The organism is Schaalia sp. lx-100 (genome assembly GCF_021083625.1).
Classification (GTDB): domain Bacteria; phylum Actinomycetota; class Actinomycetes; order Actinomycetales; family Actinomycetaceae; genus Pauljensenia.
The window spans coordinates 185,611-206,244 of sequence record NZ_JAJNRP010000001.1 but is presented as its reverse complement, the minus strand read 5'-3'; the positions used below and the strand labels follow the sequence as shown (position 1 = coordinate 206,244).

Sequence of the window (20,634 nt, the reverse complement as noted above, 5' to 3'; positions counted from 1 at the left end):
GAGCGACTACGTTGTTGTATGGACCATTTGGTCAACTAGTATGCGCTTTTACTACAATGGTATTGATATTTATTTGACACTGAAGTTTGAGAGATTTTATGCGACGCGTAGTGGTTGTGCTGTTTTCTGTCCTGTGCCTGTGTATGTCGGGCCTACTTGCACCAGCCTATGCGGCCAGTGGATTGGATCAGACACAGGTGGCTGAGGTGATTGCCAATGTGCGTTCAACTTTGAGCGCCTTAACCTATGATTCGCCTCAAGTGGCAGGAAAAATCGCGCCCTCACGATTCTCGTATGCCGATGTGACACATAAGCGCATTGCGATTGCTAAAGCAACTGGCCGTAACTTTGTGGAGGTCACAGAGGATGAGGCAAAGCAGGAACTTCATAAGGAATACGTGGCGGGTTCTGGATATGCCCAAGCGTTTGCTGATGTGCAAGCAAACCTTGAGACGTATCTTGCCCAGGTGATTTCCTCGGACTCGCAAAATAGTGGGCGTGACGCTGACTACTACACCAGAACAATTCAGGCTAAACCTGCTGAATTGTTGCTTGGCTTAGCATATGAGCAGCGCCTGTATGACTTTGATTATGGGCAGGTAAATTTTGCTCAGGGCCTACGCACTTCAGGTTCATTTGGTAAAGCCTTCAATCCCCTTGATGTTGCCATCGCTTTAGGGTCGCAAACCGGCGATCAATATGCGATGTCTAAGAATATTGACACATTTACCCGCATACTTGCTGGCACAGTGAGTAACGAGCGAACACTTGACGGTTTCATTAAGAGCGTTGTTCCTGCTGACCAGGTTGATGACTGGTATGCGGGTCAGCTCACTGCGCATGGAAATACTGTCGCAGAAAATGCAAGCCCCAGCATTGCTGATGGTATCTATCGCTTGTATTCAAAAATGGTGTCGTCACGAAAACTCCTGTCTTATTTTTTGCCGCTGGTCACGCGAACCAATAGTGACATGTACGTGCTCTCGAATGTGTCCTCGGTGAGTTGGGGTATGCGTGAAGGGTATGTTGCGGATAAGACCAATACCTCCGATATGGCAACATTCAAAGAACGTGTTGCCCAGCGCGGTCAAGACCAAGCTGCCTATGTTGATTTTTGGGCGCGTATGGTGCCTGAATTTGCAGGAAATTTGAAAACTGACCGTATCGTCACAGAAGGTTACTTTGTGGCTGGCCGTGGGAGTGGTGAAGCCGCATGGTCACCCCAAGGGGGAGCAAACGCGGCTGAAGCGGTCAAGGCTTTCTTTGGTCCAATGAAGCTGTGGTCAGCTCATAAGCATGTTGGTGCTGAAGCATCAGGTAATGACATTACGTTCTGGACAGCACGACTTTTGAATGATACTGGCAGCTCAGCCTACAGTCACGAGCTGACTCATCAGCTTGCACAAAACCCTCCTCATGCGTATCTCAAAGGCAATAGGCACCGTTCAGGTACGTCAACAGAGCTGTTACCACGTGGCTTGTATGAAACTTTGGAAAATAACGACCCGATCTATCAGTTGAACCAGATCATGAACTGGCCGGCCAGTGGATATGCAAATTCAACGGTCACCTCATTTACTGATGAGAGTTCCGTGAAAAACTACATGAAGAACCTACTGGATGTGACCAACACTCTTGACCTGATCGAAGCTCAAGAAATACTTGCGCGTGATGCAGTAACGAAACAGAAATGGTTCAACATTGTTACTCTCACCCCAAGTAACAGACCCTATACGGGCAAGTATGATGAAAATTTCACAGTTTCACGTGAGGAAGATGCCGTGAACTGGACATCTATTAATGACCTCGTTGATGCGAATGCTGTTGTTTCTCGTTATGAAGCTGTCGGTTTAAGGCATGTAGGCACGGTTCCCTATAACAGCTATCCGACGGTCCCCTTATTCAGCCCACTCTTTGGTGCGCCTCAATCACCTGAAGGCGCGACGGGTGATGTCCATATACGACGTATCGCTTGGGAACTCCTTGGTGAGTACGGGTTTAGCAACGGTTGGGTTCCTTACCTGTCTGACCAATACAAACCAGCAGGTACACCAGAAGGTGCTCTCTTTGCTGATAGTGAAGTGCTCAAGAAAATCAGTCCCTACAGCTCAGATGCTGAATTCCGTAAAGCAATGTTTGCTCAGCGTGAAGCTAAGCTCGATCAGCTTTCACCAGTGAAGATCACCTACGGTGGACAGACCATCACGATTGAAAATGCAGCCAAGCTACGCGAGTTGATGAAAACGGCTGTGGATCAAGACCTTGCAAACACTCGCACAGGTGTACGTGCAAAAGACACTTATGTTGAACAGTTGAAGTCTGCTATCTACCTCGCGTATAAGGCGCAAACGAACGAGTTCACAACCTCGATCTACAGTGCGCCGACCACATATCACGTGACCTATCGTTTCGAGGGTGATGTGCCGCAGGATGTGACTGTGCCCGTTGTAACGCAAGAGTACAGGAACGGAGATACTGTACAAGCTGCGCTTGTGACCTCAACCAGTCCTGAACACAATGGTGTGGATGGTACATGGGCTTTTAATGGATGGAAACTAGCCGGTAGCGATGATATTGTCACGCAAGCATCGGTGACAGATCACGATATTGAGTTTGTAGGATCGTGGACATTCACACCTCACACCTACACTGTCACCTACCGGATTGATGGTGATACGCAGCCGGAAAATTCCCCCGCTGTGCCCGTTGATAACAACACGTACACCACAGGAGAAAACGTCACCGTTAATCCGGCTCTCGCAACGAGCGCCACAATGAACAATGGTGTACCCGGCACGTGGACTTTCAACGGATGGATGTATAACGGAACTATCGTTGAACAGCTAAAAGTCAATAAAGCGAATGTGGAACTTGTGGGTATGTGGGTATTCACGCCCGCACACCAGCACACGGTCACGTTTGTTTACAAGGCTGCTGATACTTCTCCGGCTTTACCTGCTGAATTGAAAGCTCCTGAAGCGGCCTCTGGCTATGAAGGTCACAGTGTGACGATGCCTGACCAGCCTCAAGACTATAAGGACACTCAGGCTGATGGCACGTGGCATTTTGTTGGGTGGAACCCGACTATTCGCACTTTTGGCAGTGAAGATGTGACTGTGACGGGTACGTGGACTTTCGCGAGCAATCAGCACACTGCGACTTTCACGTATCGTAGTGGTACTGAGGGTAAGGTTTTGCCTGCTTCACTTGCTGCGCCTGCGCCTGTTGCGGGTGTGAAGGGTGATGTGGTGAGTGCGCCTGTTCCTGTGCCAAATACTGTGGCTGAGGGTGATGGCGTGTGGTCTTTCACTGGGTGGGATCATGATTCTCAGACTTTCGGTGTTGGGGATCTGGCTTTTGCTGGTACGTGGACGTATGCGGAAAACCAGCACACTGCTACTTTCACTTACCAGTCAGGAACACAGGGTAGGGATCTTCCTGCGTCTTTGGTTCATCCACAAAATCAAACTGGTGCTCAAGGAACCGTGGTGAACGCCCCAGCACCTGAGTCGGCTAGTGTGGCTGATGCTGATAATGACGGTGTGTGGTCTTTCACCGGGTGGGATCACGAGAGTCAGACTTTCGCTGACAGGGATCTGGCGTTTGTTGGTACGTGGACTTTTGCGAGTAATCAGCACACCGCGACCTTCACGTACCGGTCGGGTACGCAGGGTAAGGATTTGCCGGCTTCACTTACTGCTCCTGCGCCTGTGAGTGGTGTGAAGGGCGATCAGGTGGCTGCTCCGGCCCCTGCTGAGGCCGTGCTGGCTGTGGCTGATGGCACCTGGTCTTTTACCGGGTGGGATCACGAGAGTCAGACTTTCGCTAGCGGGGATCTGGCGTTTGTTGGCACGTGGACTTTTGCGAGCAATGAGCACACTGCTACTTTCACCTACCGGTCGGGTACGCAGGGTAAAGATCTTCCTGCTTCGCTTACCGCTCCTGCGCCTGTGACAGGCGGGAAGGGCGATGTGGTGAATGCTCCGATGCCTGAGCAGGACAAGATTGCTGAGGATGACGGTGTGTGGACCTTTACCGGGTGGGATCATGATTCTCAGACTTTCGCTGGCGAGGACCTGGCGTTTGTTGGCACGTGGACGTACTTGTTGAATGCTCACCTTGCCACCTTCACCTACCGCTCAGGAACAGAAGGCAAGGATCTTCCTGCGTCTTTGGTCATACAGCATAATCAGAGTGGTTCTCAAGGAACCGTGGTGAACGCTCCGGCCCCTGAGCACTCCACTGTGGCTGATGCTGATAATGACGGCGTGTGGACTTTTGCTGGGTGGGATCACGAGAGTCAGACTATTGATACTGAGGATGTGGCGTTTGTTGGTACGTGGACTTTCGCGAGCAATCAGCACGCCGCGACCTTCACCTACCGGTCAGGAACACAAGGCAGGGACTTGCCTGCTTCACTTGTTGCTCCTGCGCCTGTGACTGGTGTGAAGGGGAGTGTGGTGAACGCTCCGGCTCCTGCTGAGGCCGTGGTGGCTGTTTCTGACGGCACGTGGTCTTTCCAGGGTTGGGATGAGAATGCTCGCACTATTGGGGTTGAGGATGTGGCTTTTGTTGGCACGTGGGTTTTCACTGCGAAACCAACCCCAACCCCAGCTCCGCAACCTCAACCACAACCGCAACCACAGCCGGGTGATATGCCGCAGTCCGGTGATGCGCCACAGTCCGGCGATGCGCCTGAGTCTGGTGACTCACCGCAGTCGGGTGGCGCGTCTGAGCTGGTGGGTGTTGCTCCGGTTGCTCCTTTTGCGTCGGATCCTTCTTCGTGTGTGGTTGCGCCTTTTGTGACGATTCCGTTGACTGAGGGTGTTGTGTACAGGATGGATGGTCGTGTGGTTGATGCGGGTGAGCATGCGTATGAGTATGGTTCTACTGTTGTTGTGACTGCGCAGCCGTTGCCTGGGTTTGTGTTTGTTGAGGGTGCTCGTACGCGTTGGTCGTGGAGTGCTCCTGCGCGCGATCAGCTTGGTTGCGAGGTGGTTGATGCTGGGGCTGAAAGTGGCGCCTTGGACCAGTCGGGTTCGGGTGGCTTGTCTGATGAGGTGACTGTTGTTCCTGTGCGTCCTGTTTCTCGTCATTTAGCGAATACGGGTACGGGTGTGCTGGTTTTGTTGGTGCTGGTGGGTGCTTTGGCTGGTTGTGGCGCTGTGGCGCGTGGTGTGGAGCGTCGTGCCAGGGGCTAGTGCCTGAGTGCTCTCAGCAAAAGAAATCGCGTTGAGCGTGCGTGTCCTTCTTGCTTGTTTAAGGTGAGAAGGACACGCTTTTTATCAAGAAAACCAGCAACAAACCACTTGTGAAAAGTAGGCTGCCCACCCTCAAGCGCAGCATGTGCGTTAGTGTTTCCACAACAAACAAAAACAAAAACCCGAAGCATCCACATCGTTGTGAGTACTGCGGGCCTCCTTTTCGCAGGATTCCTTCATCCTACTCTGTGTAAAATCTCATCAAAATACTTTTGGTGGATCGTTATATTTTCGTAACTCCATATTTTGAAAATTAAGGCATCGTATTTTTTATCTAAAAATTTACGTATAGCCACAATATGTCAATATCGGATGCATAGGTTTTGAGCGCTAAAGGAAAGTCATAAAAATATACATACTTTAACCGTGAAGTTTTTTGAGATAACCCGGCATGCAATAGCAGAAAACAGTGACAATATCGCATGAATCGGATTAGCTCCTGTCATGCCTGCCACATACTTCATAGACAAGCCAATCCTCATAGAACACTCACACTACTGTGAACACCGTGGGCATGAAATGTTTTGAACGGGCACAATAGTCATGCTCATTGAAGGGGGATAAGTGAAACGTTCACAAGATTCAGGGACCATGCGGATAACCACGGTTAACCTCAACGGTATTCGCGCCGCCATGAAACGCGACATGAAACAGTGGCTCGAATATGAAGAACCTGCGCTCCTCCTCCTACAAGAAGTCCGCGCTGACCCTCAGATAGTCACAGATCTTTTAGGGGACCAGTGGCGCACTATCGTTGTGCCATGCCGTATTAAAGGTCGAGCAGGTGTCGCCATAGCGGTACACCGTGATCGTGCTGATCTGCTGCACTGCGAAAACATAAACGGTACTGACCCAATGGACCCGCGTACTTACCTATACGAGGATGAGAACGACGTGGATTCAGGACGCTGGGTTGAAGCACATATTGAAACGCCAGCAGGGAGCACCCTCAAAGTTGTTTCAGCCTACTTCCATTCGGGTGAAAAAGACACACCTAAGCAAGAAGCAAAAATGGCGCATATGCCTCGTATTAGTACACGAATGAGTGAACTGCTCACCCAAGAATCTCATGCACTTGTGGCAGGTGACTTCAATATTGTGCGCTCACGTGCAGATATCAAAAACTGGACACCAAATCACAATAAGAGCGCAGGTGTTCTGGATGAAGAAATTGCCTTCCTAGAACAATGGGTACACGAAGGCTGGCATGACATGATGCGTGACTTAGCGGGTGACGTACAAGGTCCTTATACATGGTGGTCATGGCGAGGAAAAGCATTCGATAATGATTCTGGGTGGCGTATTGATTACCAGTATGTGACTCCTCAGTTAGCTGAGTGTGCGCGTTCTTTCTTTATAGGTCGCGCGCAGAGCTACGATCAGCGTTTCTCGGACCATGCGCCTTTAAGTATTGATTACGCGCTCTGAGGTGGGTAATCCTGTGCCGCGCTCAATTTAAAAAGCCTGTGTGGATTAAACTTTAGTTCGACGTTTGCTCATAGGCATGTGGGCTTTATTCGTGGCCAGCAACCGTGTGCTTGCGCGTATCCGCACACTTTTCCCCTTACACCTGTGCTGTCCCTGTATTTTGAGGTGAGAGATTTTCTTATCGTGACCTGCCGCGACATGCTGCGATGGGGCCCTTTGCATGCCTTGAGCGCAAAAATAGTACCTGAGAGGCGCTTGCTGTAATGTTTCAGATTACATAACAGATTCTAAATCGAATAAAGCTAAAGAAGAATATGTTCCACTTGCATCCACACGATCAAGTCTGAATCCTGGGACCAACCAAGAGGCGTGAATGGACTGCCCATACTCGAAAGCACGAGTAAGAGCGTCCTCGTTAACGCCCTGCGCAAGTGTCGCGTGAGGATGATAAGGGAAACGTAACTGATGATCTAAAGGCCCTGAGCGTATATCCTCTGCCAGCATCGCACATTCAGAAGCGCCTTCTGCGACATGCGCGAAAACCACAGGGGATTCCGGCTGGAACGATCCAGCTCCTTGAAGGGTTAAACGAAAAGGACGGTGCTTTTGCGCCACAGAACGTAAATGCCGAATCACTTCTTCACGCTCGTCAGATGAGATAGCCAAGGGAGGCATGAGTGTAATATGCGCAGGCACTGAAGCACCGAGTTTATCGCCAAAACTCAGGCGCGCTTGTGTCAATTCACTTACCCAAGGCTCAGGGATTGCGATGACGACTCCGAGCCATTCTTCGCCGGGAGACAAAGGCTGCAAGAACATGAAAAAACCTGAAATTGACGACAAAAACATGTCAACATGTCACGGATGTTTACATCATCGCGTTTCAAGCTGACACGCTATCGTAAACTCTGAAGGACTTGGAATCCAACCTGGAGGTTGTTAACGTTGATGGTGCGGTTAGTGATATGCGCACCAGAAGGGGCAATAGTGACCTATCATCTCGACCTTTATCCACTTCGTAAAAGAAAGACGCGCTCATGACAACCGTAGGTGTGGTACCTACCATCGGATGCGCCTCAATGCTTCCTACAGCAGCGTTGATGCTGATTGGGTAGGAGGGGCATGTTCCGCGGTACTGGAACTTCTTGCGTGTATATGCGTAAATTCAGGTGCGCGTGGGCTGGCGTGGATACGTGTGAAAGAAAGAATAAGTGAAGGTAAAAGACATGCTCAGCGACAAAATAATTACATGGAATGAAGCTGTTGATCCCCGTGCAGGTATTGAAAATGCGCGGACGCTTTTCGTTGAAACTTTCGGTACAGAACCGACAGGCGTATGGTCAGCTCCGGGACGAGTCAACATCATCGGTGAACACGTGGACTATAACGGAGGCCCATGCCTGCCAATAGCGCTGCCGCATCGTGCCTATATTGCTGTATCCATGCGAAATGATCGTCGGATACGTTTAGTATCCCCTCAGACACGAGAACAGATTGATGAACTTGATCTTGACCAGATTGGCCCACGTGGAAGCGAATATGAAGTAACGACGTGGGCAGCGTATCTTGCGGGAGTGGCTTGGGCTTTTGAACGCGCAGGTTATGGGCCACTGCAAGGTTTTGATGCTGCTTTATGGTCATGTGTGCCACGGGGCGGAGGCCTCTCATCATCGGCAGCTTTGGAGTGCGCTATGGCTGTTGCCCTTGATGATTTAGGTGATTTTGGCATTGCTGGGACGGTGCAGGCTCCCCATGATGAAGGGCGGAAAATCCTTGTCGATTTGTGTCGGCGTGCTGAAAATGAAATCGCCGGTGCGAATACAGGGGGATTAGATCAGACGGCTTCTTTGCGTTGTCGCGCTGGGCATGCGCTTGCATTGGATTGTCGAGATATGTCGGTTGCACATATTCCTTTTGACCTTGCCAGTGAGGATCTTGCCTTACTGGTTATTGACACGCGGGCAGCACATTCTTTGGCTGACGGCCAATACGGTCAACGTCGTGCAGATAGTGAAGAAGCTGCGCGTATCCTCGGGGTGAATCTGCTTGTTGAAGCTGAGGATGTGGAAGCTGCCACGCGCGTGTTATCTGAGGTAGGTGCTGATTCCCAGCGTTTGGTGCAGCGCACACGGCACGTGATTTCTGAAATTGCGCGGACACGGGCTTTCATTGATGTGCTCACGCAGGGGCCTCTTGAAGGGGAACGTTTGTATGTTGCTGGAGCTTTAATGAATGATTCTCATGATTCTTTACGTGATGACTATGAGGTTTCGTGTGAGGAATTAGATGTCGCTGTAGCTGCTGCCCGCGCAGCGGGAGCTTACGGTGCTCGTATGACTGGGGGAGGCTTCGGCGGTTCAGCTATTGCTTTAGTTCGCCTCAATGAGGCTGAGAAAGTTGCACGAACGGTCGCTCGTGCCTACGCAGATCGTGGATGGGAAAGCCCTCATTTTCTGACAGCAATCGCTGGCGCTCCTGCAGGGAGGGATATCTGAGGCTGTGAAACAGCGAACCTCTTTGTTGTTCACAGAGCCTATGCCACTCAGATAATGAGAGAATCATGGACATGAATTCCTCTGCTCCTTGGCTCATCGTGGGACTGGGAAACCCCGGTGCCCAGTATGCTGATACGCGACATAATGTCGGTCATATGACCGTGCAGCTCCTTGCAGAACGGGCAGGAAATACTATGACCTCCCATCGTGCAAGTAGTACACATACCGCTGATATACGTCTAGGAACACTACCCGGAGGAATCCCCGGCCCACGTGTCACACTCGCCATAAGCGATAGCTACATGAATACCAGTGGCGGCCCAATTTCACGCCTGATGAACTACCTGAATATAGGGCCAGAACAGCTCCTCGTCATACACGATGACTTGGATTTACCTGCGCACGAGTTACGCCTGAAAAAAGGCGGCGGCGAAGGCGGACATAATGGCCTCAAGTCGCTGACCCAGCACCTAGGAACACGCGACTACTTTCGTTTACGCATTGGTATAGGACGGCCCCCAGGTCGTCAAGATCCTGCCGCGTATGTCCTTGCTCGGCTGAATGTGCGTGATCGTGCAGAAATGAATGTCACGATTGAACAAGCCGCAGATGTGGTGCAAGACATGGTGCTGCATGGTTTTGTTGAAACACAACAAAAATTGCATACAGCTCGTTCTTAATATCGTTCTTAATAGTGTTATTCCTAAGTGAACCCGTAGTGAAAGACGTTACGTGAAATTCGCTGGACTTTCCTCCCTGCTAATCCAAGACCCGGCATATGCGCAGGCATGTGAATCAATAGGCCGTGGACTCAGCGGCACACTTGTTATACCTGTAGGCGCACGCCCGGCCTTGATTGCGGAAATCGCGCGCAATCTGGCAGATCATCACAATGCTCATGCGCACAAAGCGCCACTCGTGGTCGTGACAGCCACAGGACGTGAAGCACAATCGCTGGTGCAGGCTCTGCAACAATGGGTTCCCGCACATGATGTTGCTCTTTTCCCAGCATGGGAAACTCTGCCTCATGAAAGACTATCCCCACAGGCCGATACGATCGCTCAACGTGTTGCTGTTTTACGCCGCCTGAAACATCCGATGCACAACAATCCGAATGCGCGTCCTGTCCGTATTCTGGTGTGCCCAGTACGTGCTTTTGTGCAACCTGTGATCGGTGGTTTAGGTGACGATGAACCCGTGTACGTGCGCGTCGGTGACCGTGTTGATATGACTGACCTTGTTGCCCGCTTGACTCACCTGGGATACCAAAGTGTTGATATGGTCGAAAAACGCGGCCACTTCAGCGTGCGCGGTGGAATTATTGATGTTTTTGTTGCACATGAAAAACATCCTTTCCGCATCGAATTATGGGGAGACGAGGTAGAAGATATTCGTATCTTCTCTGTTTCAGATCAACGAACCATTGAACAAGCTACACATGGGATGTGGGCAACTGCTTGTCAAGAACTTCTACTGACACCGCAGGTGCGTGAGCGTGCCCGTCAAGCTGCACAGCACTATAGTGGGGCTGCGGAACTCCTTGAATTAGCTGCCGAAGGTATTCATGCCCCCGGTATTGAATCACTGGCCCCCCTCATTGTTCCCCACATGGAACGCCTCTTAGATTCCATCCCAGAAGCTTCCCCAATCCTCGTATGTGATCCTGAACGTGTACGTTCGCGTGCCCACGATCTCGTGGCAACAACGGAAGAATTTTTAACAGCCGCATGGTCCGCAGCAGCCGGAGGTGGCACCATCCCTCTGGAAGCCGATCATGCCTCATTTATTGATTATGAGGAACTACGAGGCAAGGCTGGCCGCATATGGTGGGACCTGACATCCTTACCGCCCGCAGAATTACTTGAATCACTTCCCGTATCACCTGCCACCACAGGGGACACAGATGATAGCCCTTCATATACGGGTGATACTCAAGCGATTATTGCTTCCCCGACCATCATGGCTGTTGGTATGCGTGAAGCGCATGCTTATCGTGGTGACATTGAAAAAGCAACGAGCGACCTTACAGATTTAGCTCGCCAATCATGGCGAATCGTTCTTGCCTCGGATGCGCCCGGTTCAGCACAGCGCATGACACATGTTTTGAACAGTGCTGGTCTAGCTGCGCGACTGGTTGAAGAACTGTCAGTGTCAGAGATGATCCCAGCGATTGTGCATGTCATTGCGGCGCCGATGGGGAAAGGATTCGTCGCGCCTGACCTGAAATTTGTTCTCCTGACTGAATCTGATCTGACTGGCAGGCAGGGGGCGACAACGAAAGATATGCGACGTATGCCTTCACGTCGCAAAAAAGGTGTGGATCCGCTGACCTTAAAAGCGGGGGATTTAATTGTTCATGAACATCATGGAATTGGACGATTTATTGAACTGGTTGCACGAACTGTTGGTCGTGGTGATAGTGCGGTAACTCGTGATTATCTGGTCATCGAATACGCTCCGTCGAAACGTGGGCAACCAGGTGATCGTTTATTTATGCCAACAGATTCCCTCGACCAAATTTCAAAGTACACGGGGTCTGATACGCCGTCATTGACCAAAATGGGTGGTGCTGAGTGGGCGAAAACAAAAGCTCGTGCCCGCAAAGCAGTCAATGAGGTCGCTAAAGAACTGATTCGCCTGTACGCGGCGCGTCAGGCTACGCGTGGATATGCGTTTTCGCCGGATACGCCGTGGCAACGTGAATTAGAAGATGCTTTCCCGTATGTGGAAACGCCGGATCAGCTTGTTACAATTGATGAAGTAAAAGCCGATATGGAAAAACCTATTCCAATGGATCGCCTGCTCACAGGTGATGTGGGTTACGGTAAAACAGAGGTCGCGGTTCGTGCAGCTTTTAAGGCTGTGCAAGACGGCAAACAGGTGGCAATTTTGGTGCCAACGACCTTGCTTGTCCAACAGCATGTGGAAACTTTCCAGGAACGTTATGCGGGTTTCCCTGTGACGGTGGCGGCATTGTCACGTTTTTCTACGCCTCAAGAAACTGAACGCGTCCGTCAGGGCTTAGCTTCAGGTGGGGTGGATGTGGTGATTGGAACCCATGCGCTGCTCACAGGAACGGTGGCTTTCAAAGATTTAGGTCTGGTGGTGATTGATGAGGAACAGCGTTTCGGTGTGGAACATAAAGAAACGTTGAAAGCCTTGCGTACAGATGTGGACGTGTTATCGATGTCTGCTACCCCTATTCCGCGCACATTAGAGATGGCTGTGTCGGGTATTCGTGAGATGTCGATTTTGCAAACGCCTCCTGAGGAACGTCAACCGGTTCTTACTTTCGTTGGGCCGCATACAGATGCTCAGGTTATTGCAGCTATTCGACGGGAATTACTGCGTGATGGGCAAGTGTTTTATGTGCATAATCGGGTGGATTCAATTAATTCGGTTGCGGATCATATTTCGCAGTTGCTTCCAGAAGCTCGTGTGCGTGTGGCGCATGGTAAGTTAACGGAGCATCAGTTAGAAGAAGTGATTATTGACTTTTGGAATCATGATTTCGATGTGCTTGTATGTACGACAATTGTGGAAACGGGTCTTGATATTTCTAATGCGAATACGCTGATTGTGGATCGTGCCGATATTTTTGGCCTCTCACAGCTTCATCAGTTACGAGGCCGTGTCGGGCGTGGGCGTGAACGTGCCTATGCGTATTTTTTCTATCCGCAAGATCGGACGCTTACTGAAACTGCGCATGAACGTTTGTCCACTATTGCTGCTCATAGTGAATTGGGTTCAGGTTTAGCGGTTGCGCAAAAGGATCTTGAGATTCGAGGTGCCGGTAATCTTTTAGGTGGCGCACAGTCGGGGCATATTGAGGGTGTAGGTTTTGACTTGTATGTGCGGATGGTTGCCGATGCTGTAGCTGCTTATAAAGGTGAGAAAACTGAGAATATGACGGATGTGCGTCTGGATGTGCCGGTGGATGCGCATATACCTGACAGTTATATTCGGGGTGAGCGTTTGCGTCTTGAAATGTATGGTCGTATCGCTTCAACGAAGACGCCTCAGGAAGAATCTGATGTGCGTGTGGAACTTGAGGACCGTTATGGTCCTGTTCCGCGTGAAGTGAATTTATTATTTGCTGTGGCGCGTTTGCGTGAGGTTATTCGTGCTGCTGGGCTTGAAGAAGTGATGCTTCAAGGAAAGTATGTGCGTTTTTCTCCGGTTCAGTTGGCTGATTCGCAGGTGATACGTCTTAAACGTTTGCATCCGGGGGCTGTTATTAAAACAGCGGTCAGGCAGGTACTTATTCCAGCGCCGATGACTTCGCGGATAGGTGGAGTGCCTTTAACCGACGAACCTTTGTTAGAGTGGATACGGGATGTGGTAACGAAGATCCTTGTTCCGTTCTCTGCATGATTTAGAATGAGTGAGGAATCGGCCGGTTGCGTGCTGGCAGTGTGCCGTAAAGCTGGAGGAACAGTAATGAAATTAGTGGCGTGGAAAAAAGCGTGTGTGGTTGCGGGTCTTGCTGTCGCCGCTGTGGGGATGAGTGCCTGTTCAGCGCAGCCTGGTGTGGCTGTATCTGTAGGTGATGTGGTGTACACGCAGGCGCAGGTTGAAGAAGGTGTACGTCAGTATGCTGAAATGATGGGTAAGCGTCCTCAGGCTGATCGTTTGGTTCAAGCATTGCCGGCGTGGGCAGTAGGTATTGCTCTTGGTCAAAGTCAAGGTGTTGCTTTAGATGATACGCAGGTGCGTGAGCAGCTGGGTGTGCTGAAAGAATCGAATAATATTCAGGCGATTCCGGAAAATCCAGGAAAAGTTGTGTCGGATTTGGTGCGTTACTCATATGTGCAGCAACAACTGGCAGCCGTTTCACAAGATTCACAGAAGGCCGCTCAGTTGTTGGATACTTTCAAGGATCTTCAAGCTCATATGCCGGTGAGTGTGAATCCGCGTTATGGGTCAGTGGATATGCAAACGGGTAATCCGATTAAACCATTATTTGGTGATGTGGTAGCCGCTGATTCTTTGGGTGCGACTGCTATGCAGCAAGGCCAGTAAAGACTGAGAATCAAGGGGGAGTGTGCGGGAGTATACTCCCCCTTTTTATGTGATTTACCTCATGTGTATTGTGTAGTGCTGTACATGAAAATGGGGACTAATGTCATCTTCTCTTTCATTTGGTGAGGGTGGATAAGGCTGGTCAGTGTAGGGGAAATGAAATTCCAGGATGACCTCAGGCCCGCCACGTACTAACGTTATCTTTGACCGCAGTCACGCAGTTGATCGATTGGAGAATAACGTGGCAATGATTGAAGGCATTGGAGCACGCGAGATTTTGGATTCGCGCGGTAACCCGACCGTTGAGGTTGAGGTCCTGCTTGAGGACGGAACCCATGAGCGTGCGGCTGTTCCTTCAGGTGCTTCTACAGGCGCGTTTGAAGCTGTAGAGCGTCGTGACGGCGATAAGGGCCGCTACTTGGGTAAGGGCGTTCAGGATGCTGTTGAAGCTGTGAGTGAAGTGATTGCTCCTGAACTTATTGGTGAAGATGCCGCCGATCAGCGCCTCATTGACCAAGTGATGATTGACTTGGATGGTACTGACAACAAAGGCAAACTGGGTGCGAACGCAATTTTGGGCGTCTCCTTGGCTGTTGCTAAGGCTGCTGCAACTTCTGCAGGTCTGGAACTGTACCAGTACCTTGGTGGCCCTAACGCCCATGTCCTTCCGGTTCCGATGATGAATATTCTTAATGGTGGTTCACATGCTGACACCAACGTGGATATTCAGGAATTCATGATTGCTCCTTTGGGTGCAGATACATTCCGTGATGCCTTGCGTTGGGGTGCAGAGGTTTACCACACGTTGAAGGCTGTTATTAAAGAACGTGGCCTGTCCACAGGTTTGGGTGACGAAGGTGGTTTCGCACCGAATCTGTCGTCGAATGCTGCTGCTTTGGACTTGATTGTTGAAGCTATTGAAAAGGCTGGATTACGTCCTGGTGATGATGTGGCTTTGGCTCTGGATGTGGCTTCTACCGAGTTCTTCAAGGATGGTAAGTACCAGTTCGAAGGTGAAGCACGCCCGACCGAATACATGGTGGATTACTACGAGAAGCTCATTACCGATTACCCACTGGTTTCCATTGAAGATCCATTGTCTGAAGATGAATGGGATGCATGGACAGCTCTGACCACTCAGATTGGTAGCCGCGTCCAGTTGGTTGGTGACGATTTGTTTGTTACGAACCCTGCTCGTTTGCGCAAGGGTATTGATTTGGGTGCTGCTAATGCGCTGCTGGTGAAGGTAAACCAGATTGGTTCTTTGACAGAGACTTTGGACGCTGTAGAAGAAGCTCACCGTAATGGTTATCGTTCAATGACTTCTCACCGTTCCGGTGAAACTGAAGACACAACGATTGCTGATTTGGCTGTGGCAACTAACTCCGGTCAGATCAAGACGGGTGCTCCGGCACGTTCAGAGCGTGTGGCAAAGTACAATCAGCTGCTTCGTATTGAAGAACAGCTGGGTGAAGCCGCTGTGTATGCTGGTCGTTCCGCATTCCCACGTTTTGGTCGCTGAAAACTGTAGGTGATGCTACCTAGTTCAGGTGTATCGTCACCGTAAGGCGTAGCGATTATTCAGGGTGAGGTGCTTATGCGCCTCACCCTGAATGTGTTTTTGTGAAAAGTAGTGACTATTTAGGTTGTTTCGCGGATATGCAGGTGTGTTGGCAGTAGTACGCTGCGTGGAGCGTGACCGTTGAGCATATCTTGTGTCAATGCGAATGCGTGCGCGCCTTGTTCGTGCATGGGTTGAGCGATGGTGCTGAGCTGTGGTGAATCGTCACTAGCTGTGGGGTGGTCGTCGTAGCCGATAATTTTTACGTCAGTGGGTACGGTTAGGCCATGCGCAGTGAGGACGGAAAGGGCTCCTCGGGCTATGCGATCTGAGGCAGCAAGGACGCTGTCAAAAGGAATTCCTGAGGCCAAAATGTCACGCATGGCTTGTGCTCCATTTTCTGGTGACCATCCGCCCCAGCGTATGCGTGAGTTATCTAGGTGAGGGAATATTTGTCGGTACCCTTGGAGTCGTTCTTGTGCGGCGGGTTGTTTGGGTGCGCCTAATAAAGCCACAGGATTGCGGGAACCGCGTGAGGCAAGGTGAGTGGCTGCTTGGGCGGCTCCTCGCCTGTCGTCAGAATAGACGAATGAGAATCGGTGGCTCCAGTGGGGAATATGGTCTTGTCCACATAAGACAACGGGGATGGTGTGTGTGAGTAGGGGAGTGAGGAATTCTTGGTCGGCCCAAGGGGAAAGGTGAATGACTGCGTCTACTGCTTGATTTGTTATGAGACGTAAGGCTTTGCGCTGCTCAGCGGGGGTTGCTGTGGGGAGGAGGATGGGCATGTAGGGGGTTGCAGCCATTGCGTCGGTAATTCCGCGGAGTATAAGCGCGAATGTGGGGTCGGCAAAGAAGGTGTCGAGTGGCTCTGATATGACGATGGCGATGGATTCTGATTTGCCTGTGGCAAGTGAGCGGGCGCGAATGGAGGCTGTGTAGTTGAGGGTGTCGATAGCGTCTTGTACTGCTTTTTTTGTGCTGCTGGATACTGGATATGTTCCTGAGAGTACGCGGGAGACTGTTGCTTTTGATACTCCTGCGCTTCGTGCAACGTCATCAATGGTGGGGCGTTTGTGGGGTGTGTGAGGCATATGTGTAGGGGTCTTTGGGTGGGGGAGTAATTCGTATCCCATTGAGTATGCCATATTTTTTATAGTGTGAGTTGTTTCATAATAAAGAAATTTTTTTCACTGTAGTGTGTGATATACGATATAGAAACCGGTTTCTATGCGTCGAAGAGGACACAATATGTTGACGTATCCATGGGAAAACCCCAACAACTTGGCTGCAGGACGATTACCTGCCCATGCCTATTTCTTGCCCTACCGCACACGAACCCAAGCACTACGCGCATGCGCCACTGCCTCACTTATCCCCACACGTGAAGGGGCCAGCGACTACCTTTCCTTAAACGGTCCGTGGCATTTCGCCCTCTATGACAATCCACAGCGTATCCCTGCGGACTTCCCACACATTCTGCAAGAAAACTACGACATCGTCACCGTGCCTCATATGTGGCAAATGGATGGATACGGAAAACTCCAATACACAGACGAAGGCTATCCATTCCCAATAGACCCACCGCATGTTCCATCACAAAATCCCACAGGCGCATACCAACGCGTATTCACCCTCGACCAAATAGATCCCACACGACGCTACATTCTGCGTTTCGATGGAGTGGAATCATACTTCCAAGTAACCCTCAACGGGACAAACATTGGCTTTTCAAAAGGCTCACGTCTAAGCGCAGAATTCGACATCACAGACAGCCTGACCCCTGGTGAAAACCTTGTGACGGTTATGGTATGCCAATACAGCGACGGTACATATATTGAAGACCAAGATATGTGGTGGGCTGCCGGAATATTTCGTGAAGTCTGGATACTCAGCAGGCCCTCTATTTACCTCCACGACTTTTACCTAACGACTGCGATGTGCGAAAAAGCGGCTCAACTCAACCTTGAAGCCACATTGAACAGTGCTGGGACGGATATGCTCCTCGAATGGGAAATCCACGAAAAACACACATCACATGTCATTGCCTCAGGTACTCACAAATTTGATGCCACAGGACACCTCAACCTGACACGCACCATCGACACAGTACAGTGGTGGAACCCTGAAAAACCCGTACTCTACACCCTCATAATGACTGTGCGCCACGCAACGGATAACAGTTTGAGCGAAGTAATTCCCTATCATTTTGGTTTCCGTGACATCAGCATAAAAGACGGGAAACTCCTACTCAACGGTCAATACTTTGTTATGCACGGCGTGAACCGTCACGACCATCACCCTGATCGTTTACGTGCAGTCACAATGGAAGACGTCGCACAAGACCTACATATGATGAAAGCGCACCACATCAACGCCGTGCGAACATCGCATTATCCGAACGACCCCCGCTTTTATCAGATGTGCGACCAACTAGGACTTATCGTCCTCGCTGAAACAGACCTTGAAAGTCATGGCTTTGCCACCGTCGGTGACATATCGCGGCTAAGCAATGATCCCACATGGGAAAAAGCCTACGTAGACCGGATTGAACGTCATGTTCTTGCCCAACGTAACCACCCCTCCATTGTGATGTGGTCACTAGGAAATGAATCAGGATACGGATGCAATATTCGTGCAATGGCAGCCCGCTGTCGAGAACTTGATCCAAAACGCCCAATCCACTACGAAGAAGACAGGCACGCAGAAGTAACAGATGTCATCTCCACAATGTACTCACGGGTATCGCAGATGTACGACTTTGCGCAAAACCCTCACCCTAAACCACGAATCCTCTGCGAATACGCACACGCAATGGGCAACGGTCCCGGAGGCCTGAGCGAATACCAAGAAATAATCGACACATACGACCACATACAAGGCCACTTCGTATGGGAGTGGATTGACCACGGCATACGAATAACAGATGGCGACGGAATAGAAAGCTACAAATACGGTGGCGACTTTGGTGACAAGCCCAATAACGGAAACTTTTGTATTGACGGCCTAGTATTTCCCTGGCGTGAACCAAGTCCCGGCCTCACAGAATACGCTGCCGTTATCGCGCCCATACGTTTGACGTACACAGGAACCCAGCTTCACGTACGCACCCGCCGCTATTTCACGCCACTGGAACACGTCACATTAACGATGACTGTGTATTACGACGCCCAGCCGGTACAGACATGCACAACGACATGCCCTCCTCTATATCCACGAGAAATAACAACACTTGAACTGACAGATTTCTTCGATGAAAAAATCGTGAACGGCCAAGCGGACACCCTCAAAAATAACAGAAGTACCCCGCGCGAAATCTATATCACTGTACGCGCCTTCCAAGGAACAGATGAGGAAACTCAGAGCGCACCAGTGACACTGGGACAAACCCAAATCATGATACGTGAACGCGCTTGGGAGGACGGACATAAGCGAGTAGGCGAAAACACAATCCACACTCACGAAGAAAAACACGTATCCTTTGCATGCCAACAGACAGATGAAGAACACACCGTGAGTGTGCAAACATCACGTGGCCGCTGCACATTTGACCGTATCACCGGTCGCCTTTTGAAATGGTGCTACAACGGGTACGACATACTGACCCATTCGCCACATCTGACCTTTTGGCACGCCTGCATCGACAATCACGCCCAAGAAAACGCAGAACTATGGGCACCACGCTACTTACACCTATGTCAAGAAGCAACACGCTCTGTGCAATGGGAACAGCACGAGGATTACGTGCAAATGACTGTACACACCACTATCGCTCCACCCGCACACGAATACGGAATGAGGTGCATCTACACCTGGTACATACACGACAACGGCACTATTGACCTCCACGTGAGCGGCCAACCATACGGACCTTTCGCGGACGTGATTCCTCGTGTAGGAATACGCATGGGTGTTTCCCGCGACATGTGTTACGTGAACTACTACGGGCGTGGTCCTGAAGAAAACTACCCGGATTCATGCCAAGCACAATTGCTCGGACGCTACAGCACTCATATCGCACATATGGTCACCCCTTATGTGGTTCCGCAGGACATGGGAAATCGAAGCGAAATTCGAGACTTTACGTTGAGTAACGCTCAAGGACACAGCCTGCACATTGAGGCAGTCGATTGCCCCGTGAATATTCGAGCATTGCCTTACACAGATGAAGTATTAGAACAAGCACAACACAGCGATGAATTATCCGAAGCAGATCACATTGAAATGAATATTGACTGGAAACTCCTAGGACTCGGATCAAATTCATGGGGTTCTGAAGTATTAGAAAAATATCGCGTGAGATGGGAACCCTTCTCACATTGGATCCGTTTCTCCGTTACTCAACAGGGGGAAAAATGAAAGTCTTTTCATCACTCCCAAGCGCTATGGATGTGCTCGCCGGCCACAAAAAATGGGATCGCACTTTTGAAGCTATACGCATATGCACACAGCTACCTGCAGGCCCAACATATTCGGTTGGTGACTCACTGACATGGCGCATTGTGAAACAAGAGGACAGCGACAAACATTTTGTCGCGCGACGCAGATACCAGCGTTTGCTCTATTGCCTCAGCGGGCAAGTGGAATACGACATATGCGCGCACTGGGAAAGCACGCAACCCTACAGTGATTTAAGTGATACCCACACAGTCGTAGGGGAGTACTCCACACATACTTTGCCCCCCGGAAACCTGCTCATTGTTGATATCACAGAAGGGACGCGAATACGAATAGGGCCGGACGGTTGCGCACTTTTACTCCATGTCACAGTGGAAGGACATTCTTTTCACAACAAGTAGGTGTCTGCCTCTTATAACACCTGCATCTACCGATCATCAGATCACGGTCACATAACATGTACTCATTG

Annotated in this window: 11 protein-coding genes; 9 read left to right on the top strand and 2 right to left on the bottom strand. The window is 50.4% G+C overall.

The window, feature by feature from the left end; all coding sequences use genetic code 11:
* The first annotated feature begins 98 nt into the window (after nucleotides 1-98).
* Both LRP54_RS00800 and LRP54_RS00795 read left to right on the top strand, forming a co-directional pair.
* Nucleotides 99-5,201 carry an SHIRT domain-containing protein gene (locus LRP54_RS00800; protein WP_231234631.1) on the top strand — a complete coding sequence of 1,701 codons (5,103 nt, stop codon included), beginning with the start codon at nucleotides 99-101 and terminating at the stop codon, nucleotides 5,199-5,201.
* Between the two features lie 651 nt (nucleotides 5,202-5,852).
* A complete protein-coding gene (locus tag LRP54_RS00795) occupies nucleotides 5,853-6,689 on the top strand; it encodes an exodeoxyribonuclease III (protein WP_231205554.1) in 837 nt (278 codons plus the stop codon).
* A 273-nt stretch (nucleotides 6,690-6,962) separates the two neighbouring features.
* Here LRP54_RS00795 and LRP54_RS00790 read toward each other — a convergent pair whose 3' ends face one another.
* Nucleotides 6,963-7,508 carry a 2'-5' RNA ligase family protein gene (locus LRP54_RS00790; RefSeq protein WP_231205553.1) on the bottom strand — a complete coding sequence of 182 codons (546 nt, stop codon included), beginning with the start codon at nucleotides 7,506-7,508 and terminating at the stop codon, nucleotides 6,963-6,965.
* Between the two features lie 407 nt (nucleotides 7,509-7,915).
* Between LRP54_RS00790 and galK the strand changes: the two genes are divergently transcribed.
* The 5 genes from galK (at nucleotide 7,916) to eno (ending at nucleotide 15,728) form a co-directional block, all read left to right on the top strand.
* Complete coding sequence (gene galK, locus LRP54_RS00785; RefSeq protein ID WP_231234630.1) at nucleotides 7,916-9,184, top strand: galactokinase; 1,269 nt, start codon at nucleotides 7,916-7,918, stop codon at nucleotides 9,182-9,184.
* A 71-nt stretch (nucleotides 9,185-9,255) separates the two neighbouring features.
* Entirely contained in the window at nucleotides 9,256-9,864 is a 609-nt protein-coding gene (gene pth, locus LRP54_RS00780) for an aminoacyl-tRNA hydrolase (protein WP_231234629.1), read from the top strand.
* Nucleotides 9,865-9,916: 52 nt separating this feature from the next.
* Nucleotides 9,917-13,558: a transcription-repair coupling factor gene (mfd, locus tag LRP54_RS00775; protein WP_231234628.1), complete on the top strand. Its 3,642-nt coding sequence runs from the start codon at nucleotides 9,917-9,919 to the stop codon at nucleotides 13,556-13,558.
* Between the two features lie 6 nt (nucleotides 13,559-13,564).
* Nucleotides 13,565-14,206, top strand: coding sequence for a hypothetical protein (locus LRP54_RS00770; RefSeq protein WP_231234627.1), 642 nt, complete (start codon nucleotides 13,565-13,567; stop codon nucleotides 14,204-14,206).
* A gap of 241 nt (nucleotides 14,207-14,447) precedes the next feature.
* Entirely contained in the window at nucleotides 14,448-15,728 is a 1,281-nt protein-coding gene (eno, locus tag LRP54_RS00765; protein WP_231205552.1) for a phosphopyruvate hydratase, read from the top strand.
* A gap of 119 nt (nucleotides 15,729-15,847) precedes the next feature.
* Here the strand turns inward: eno and LRP54_RS00760 are convergent, their stop codons facing one another.
* Nucleotides 15,848-16,915: a LacI family DNA-binding transcriptional regulator gene (locus LRP54_RS00760; protein WP_231205432.1), complete on the bottom strand. Its 1,068-nt coding sequence runs from the start codon at nucleotides 16,913-16,915 to the stop codon at nucleotides 15,848-15,850.
* Nucleotides 16,916-17,018: 103 nt separating this feature from the next.
* On the opposite strand from LRP54_RS00760, the gene LRP54_RS00755 reads away from it, so the two are divergent.
* The gene (locus LRP54_RS00755) at nucleotides 17,019-20,126 is read left to right on the top strand and encodes a glycoside hydrolase family 2 TIM barrel-domain containing protein (protein WP_231234626.1); all 3,108 of its coding nucleotides are present in this window, start codon (nucleotides 17,019-17,021) and stop codon (nucleotides 20,124-20,126) included.
* Nucleotides 20,123-20,566 (top strand): hypothetical protein, encoded by a 444-nt coding sequence (locus tag LRP54_RS00750; protein ID WP_231234625.1) that lies wholly within the window; start codon nucleotides 20,123-20,125, stop codon nucleotides 20,564-20,566. The genes LRP54_RS00755 and LRP54_RS00750 overlap by 4 nt, the downstream gene beginning before the upstream one ends.
* The last annotated feature ends 68 nt before the right edge of the window (nucleotides 20,567-20,634 follow it).

Bases quoted from the DNA above. Each gene is read 5' to 3' on its own strand.
- LRP54_RS00800 (WP_231234631.1), top strand. From the start codon at position 99: ATGCGACGCGTAGTGGTTGTGCTGTTTTCTGTCCTGTGCCTGTGTATG.
- pth (WP_231234629.1), top strand. From the start codon at position 9,256: ATGAATTCCTCTGCTCCTTGGCTCATCGTGGGACTGGGAAACCCCGGT.
- LRP54_RS00770 (WP_231234627.1), top strand. From the start codon at position 13,565: ATGAGTGAGGAATCGGCCGGTTGCGTGCTGGCAGTGTGCCGTAAAGCT.
- galK (WP_231234630.1), top strand. From the start codon at position 7,916: ATGCTCAGCGACAAAATAATTACATGGAATGAAGCTGTTGATCCCCGT.
- LRP54_RS00790 (WP_231205553.1), bottom strand. From the start codon at position 7,508: ATGTTCTTGCAGCCTTTGTCTCCCGGCGAAGAATGGCTCGGAGTCGTC.
- LRP54_RS00795 (WP_231205554.1), top strand. From the start codon at position 5,853: ATGCGGATAACCACGGTTAACCTCAACGGTATTCGCGCCGCCATGAAA.
- LRP54_RS00755 (WP_231234626.1), top strand. From the start codon at position 17,019: ATGTTGACGTATCCATGGGAAAACCCCAACAACTTGGCTGCAGGACGA.
- LRP54_RS00760 (WP_231205432.1), bottom strand. From the start codon at position 16,915: ATGGCATACTCAATGGGATACGAATTACTCCCCCACCCAAAGACCCCT.
- LRP54_RS00750 (WP_231234625.1), top strand. From the start codon at position 20,123: ATGAAAGTCTTTTCATCACTCCCAAGCGCTATGGATGTGCTCGCCGGC.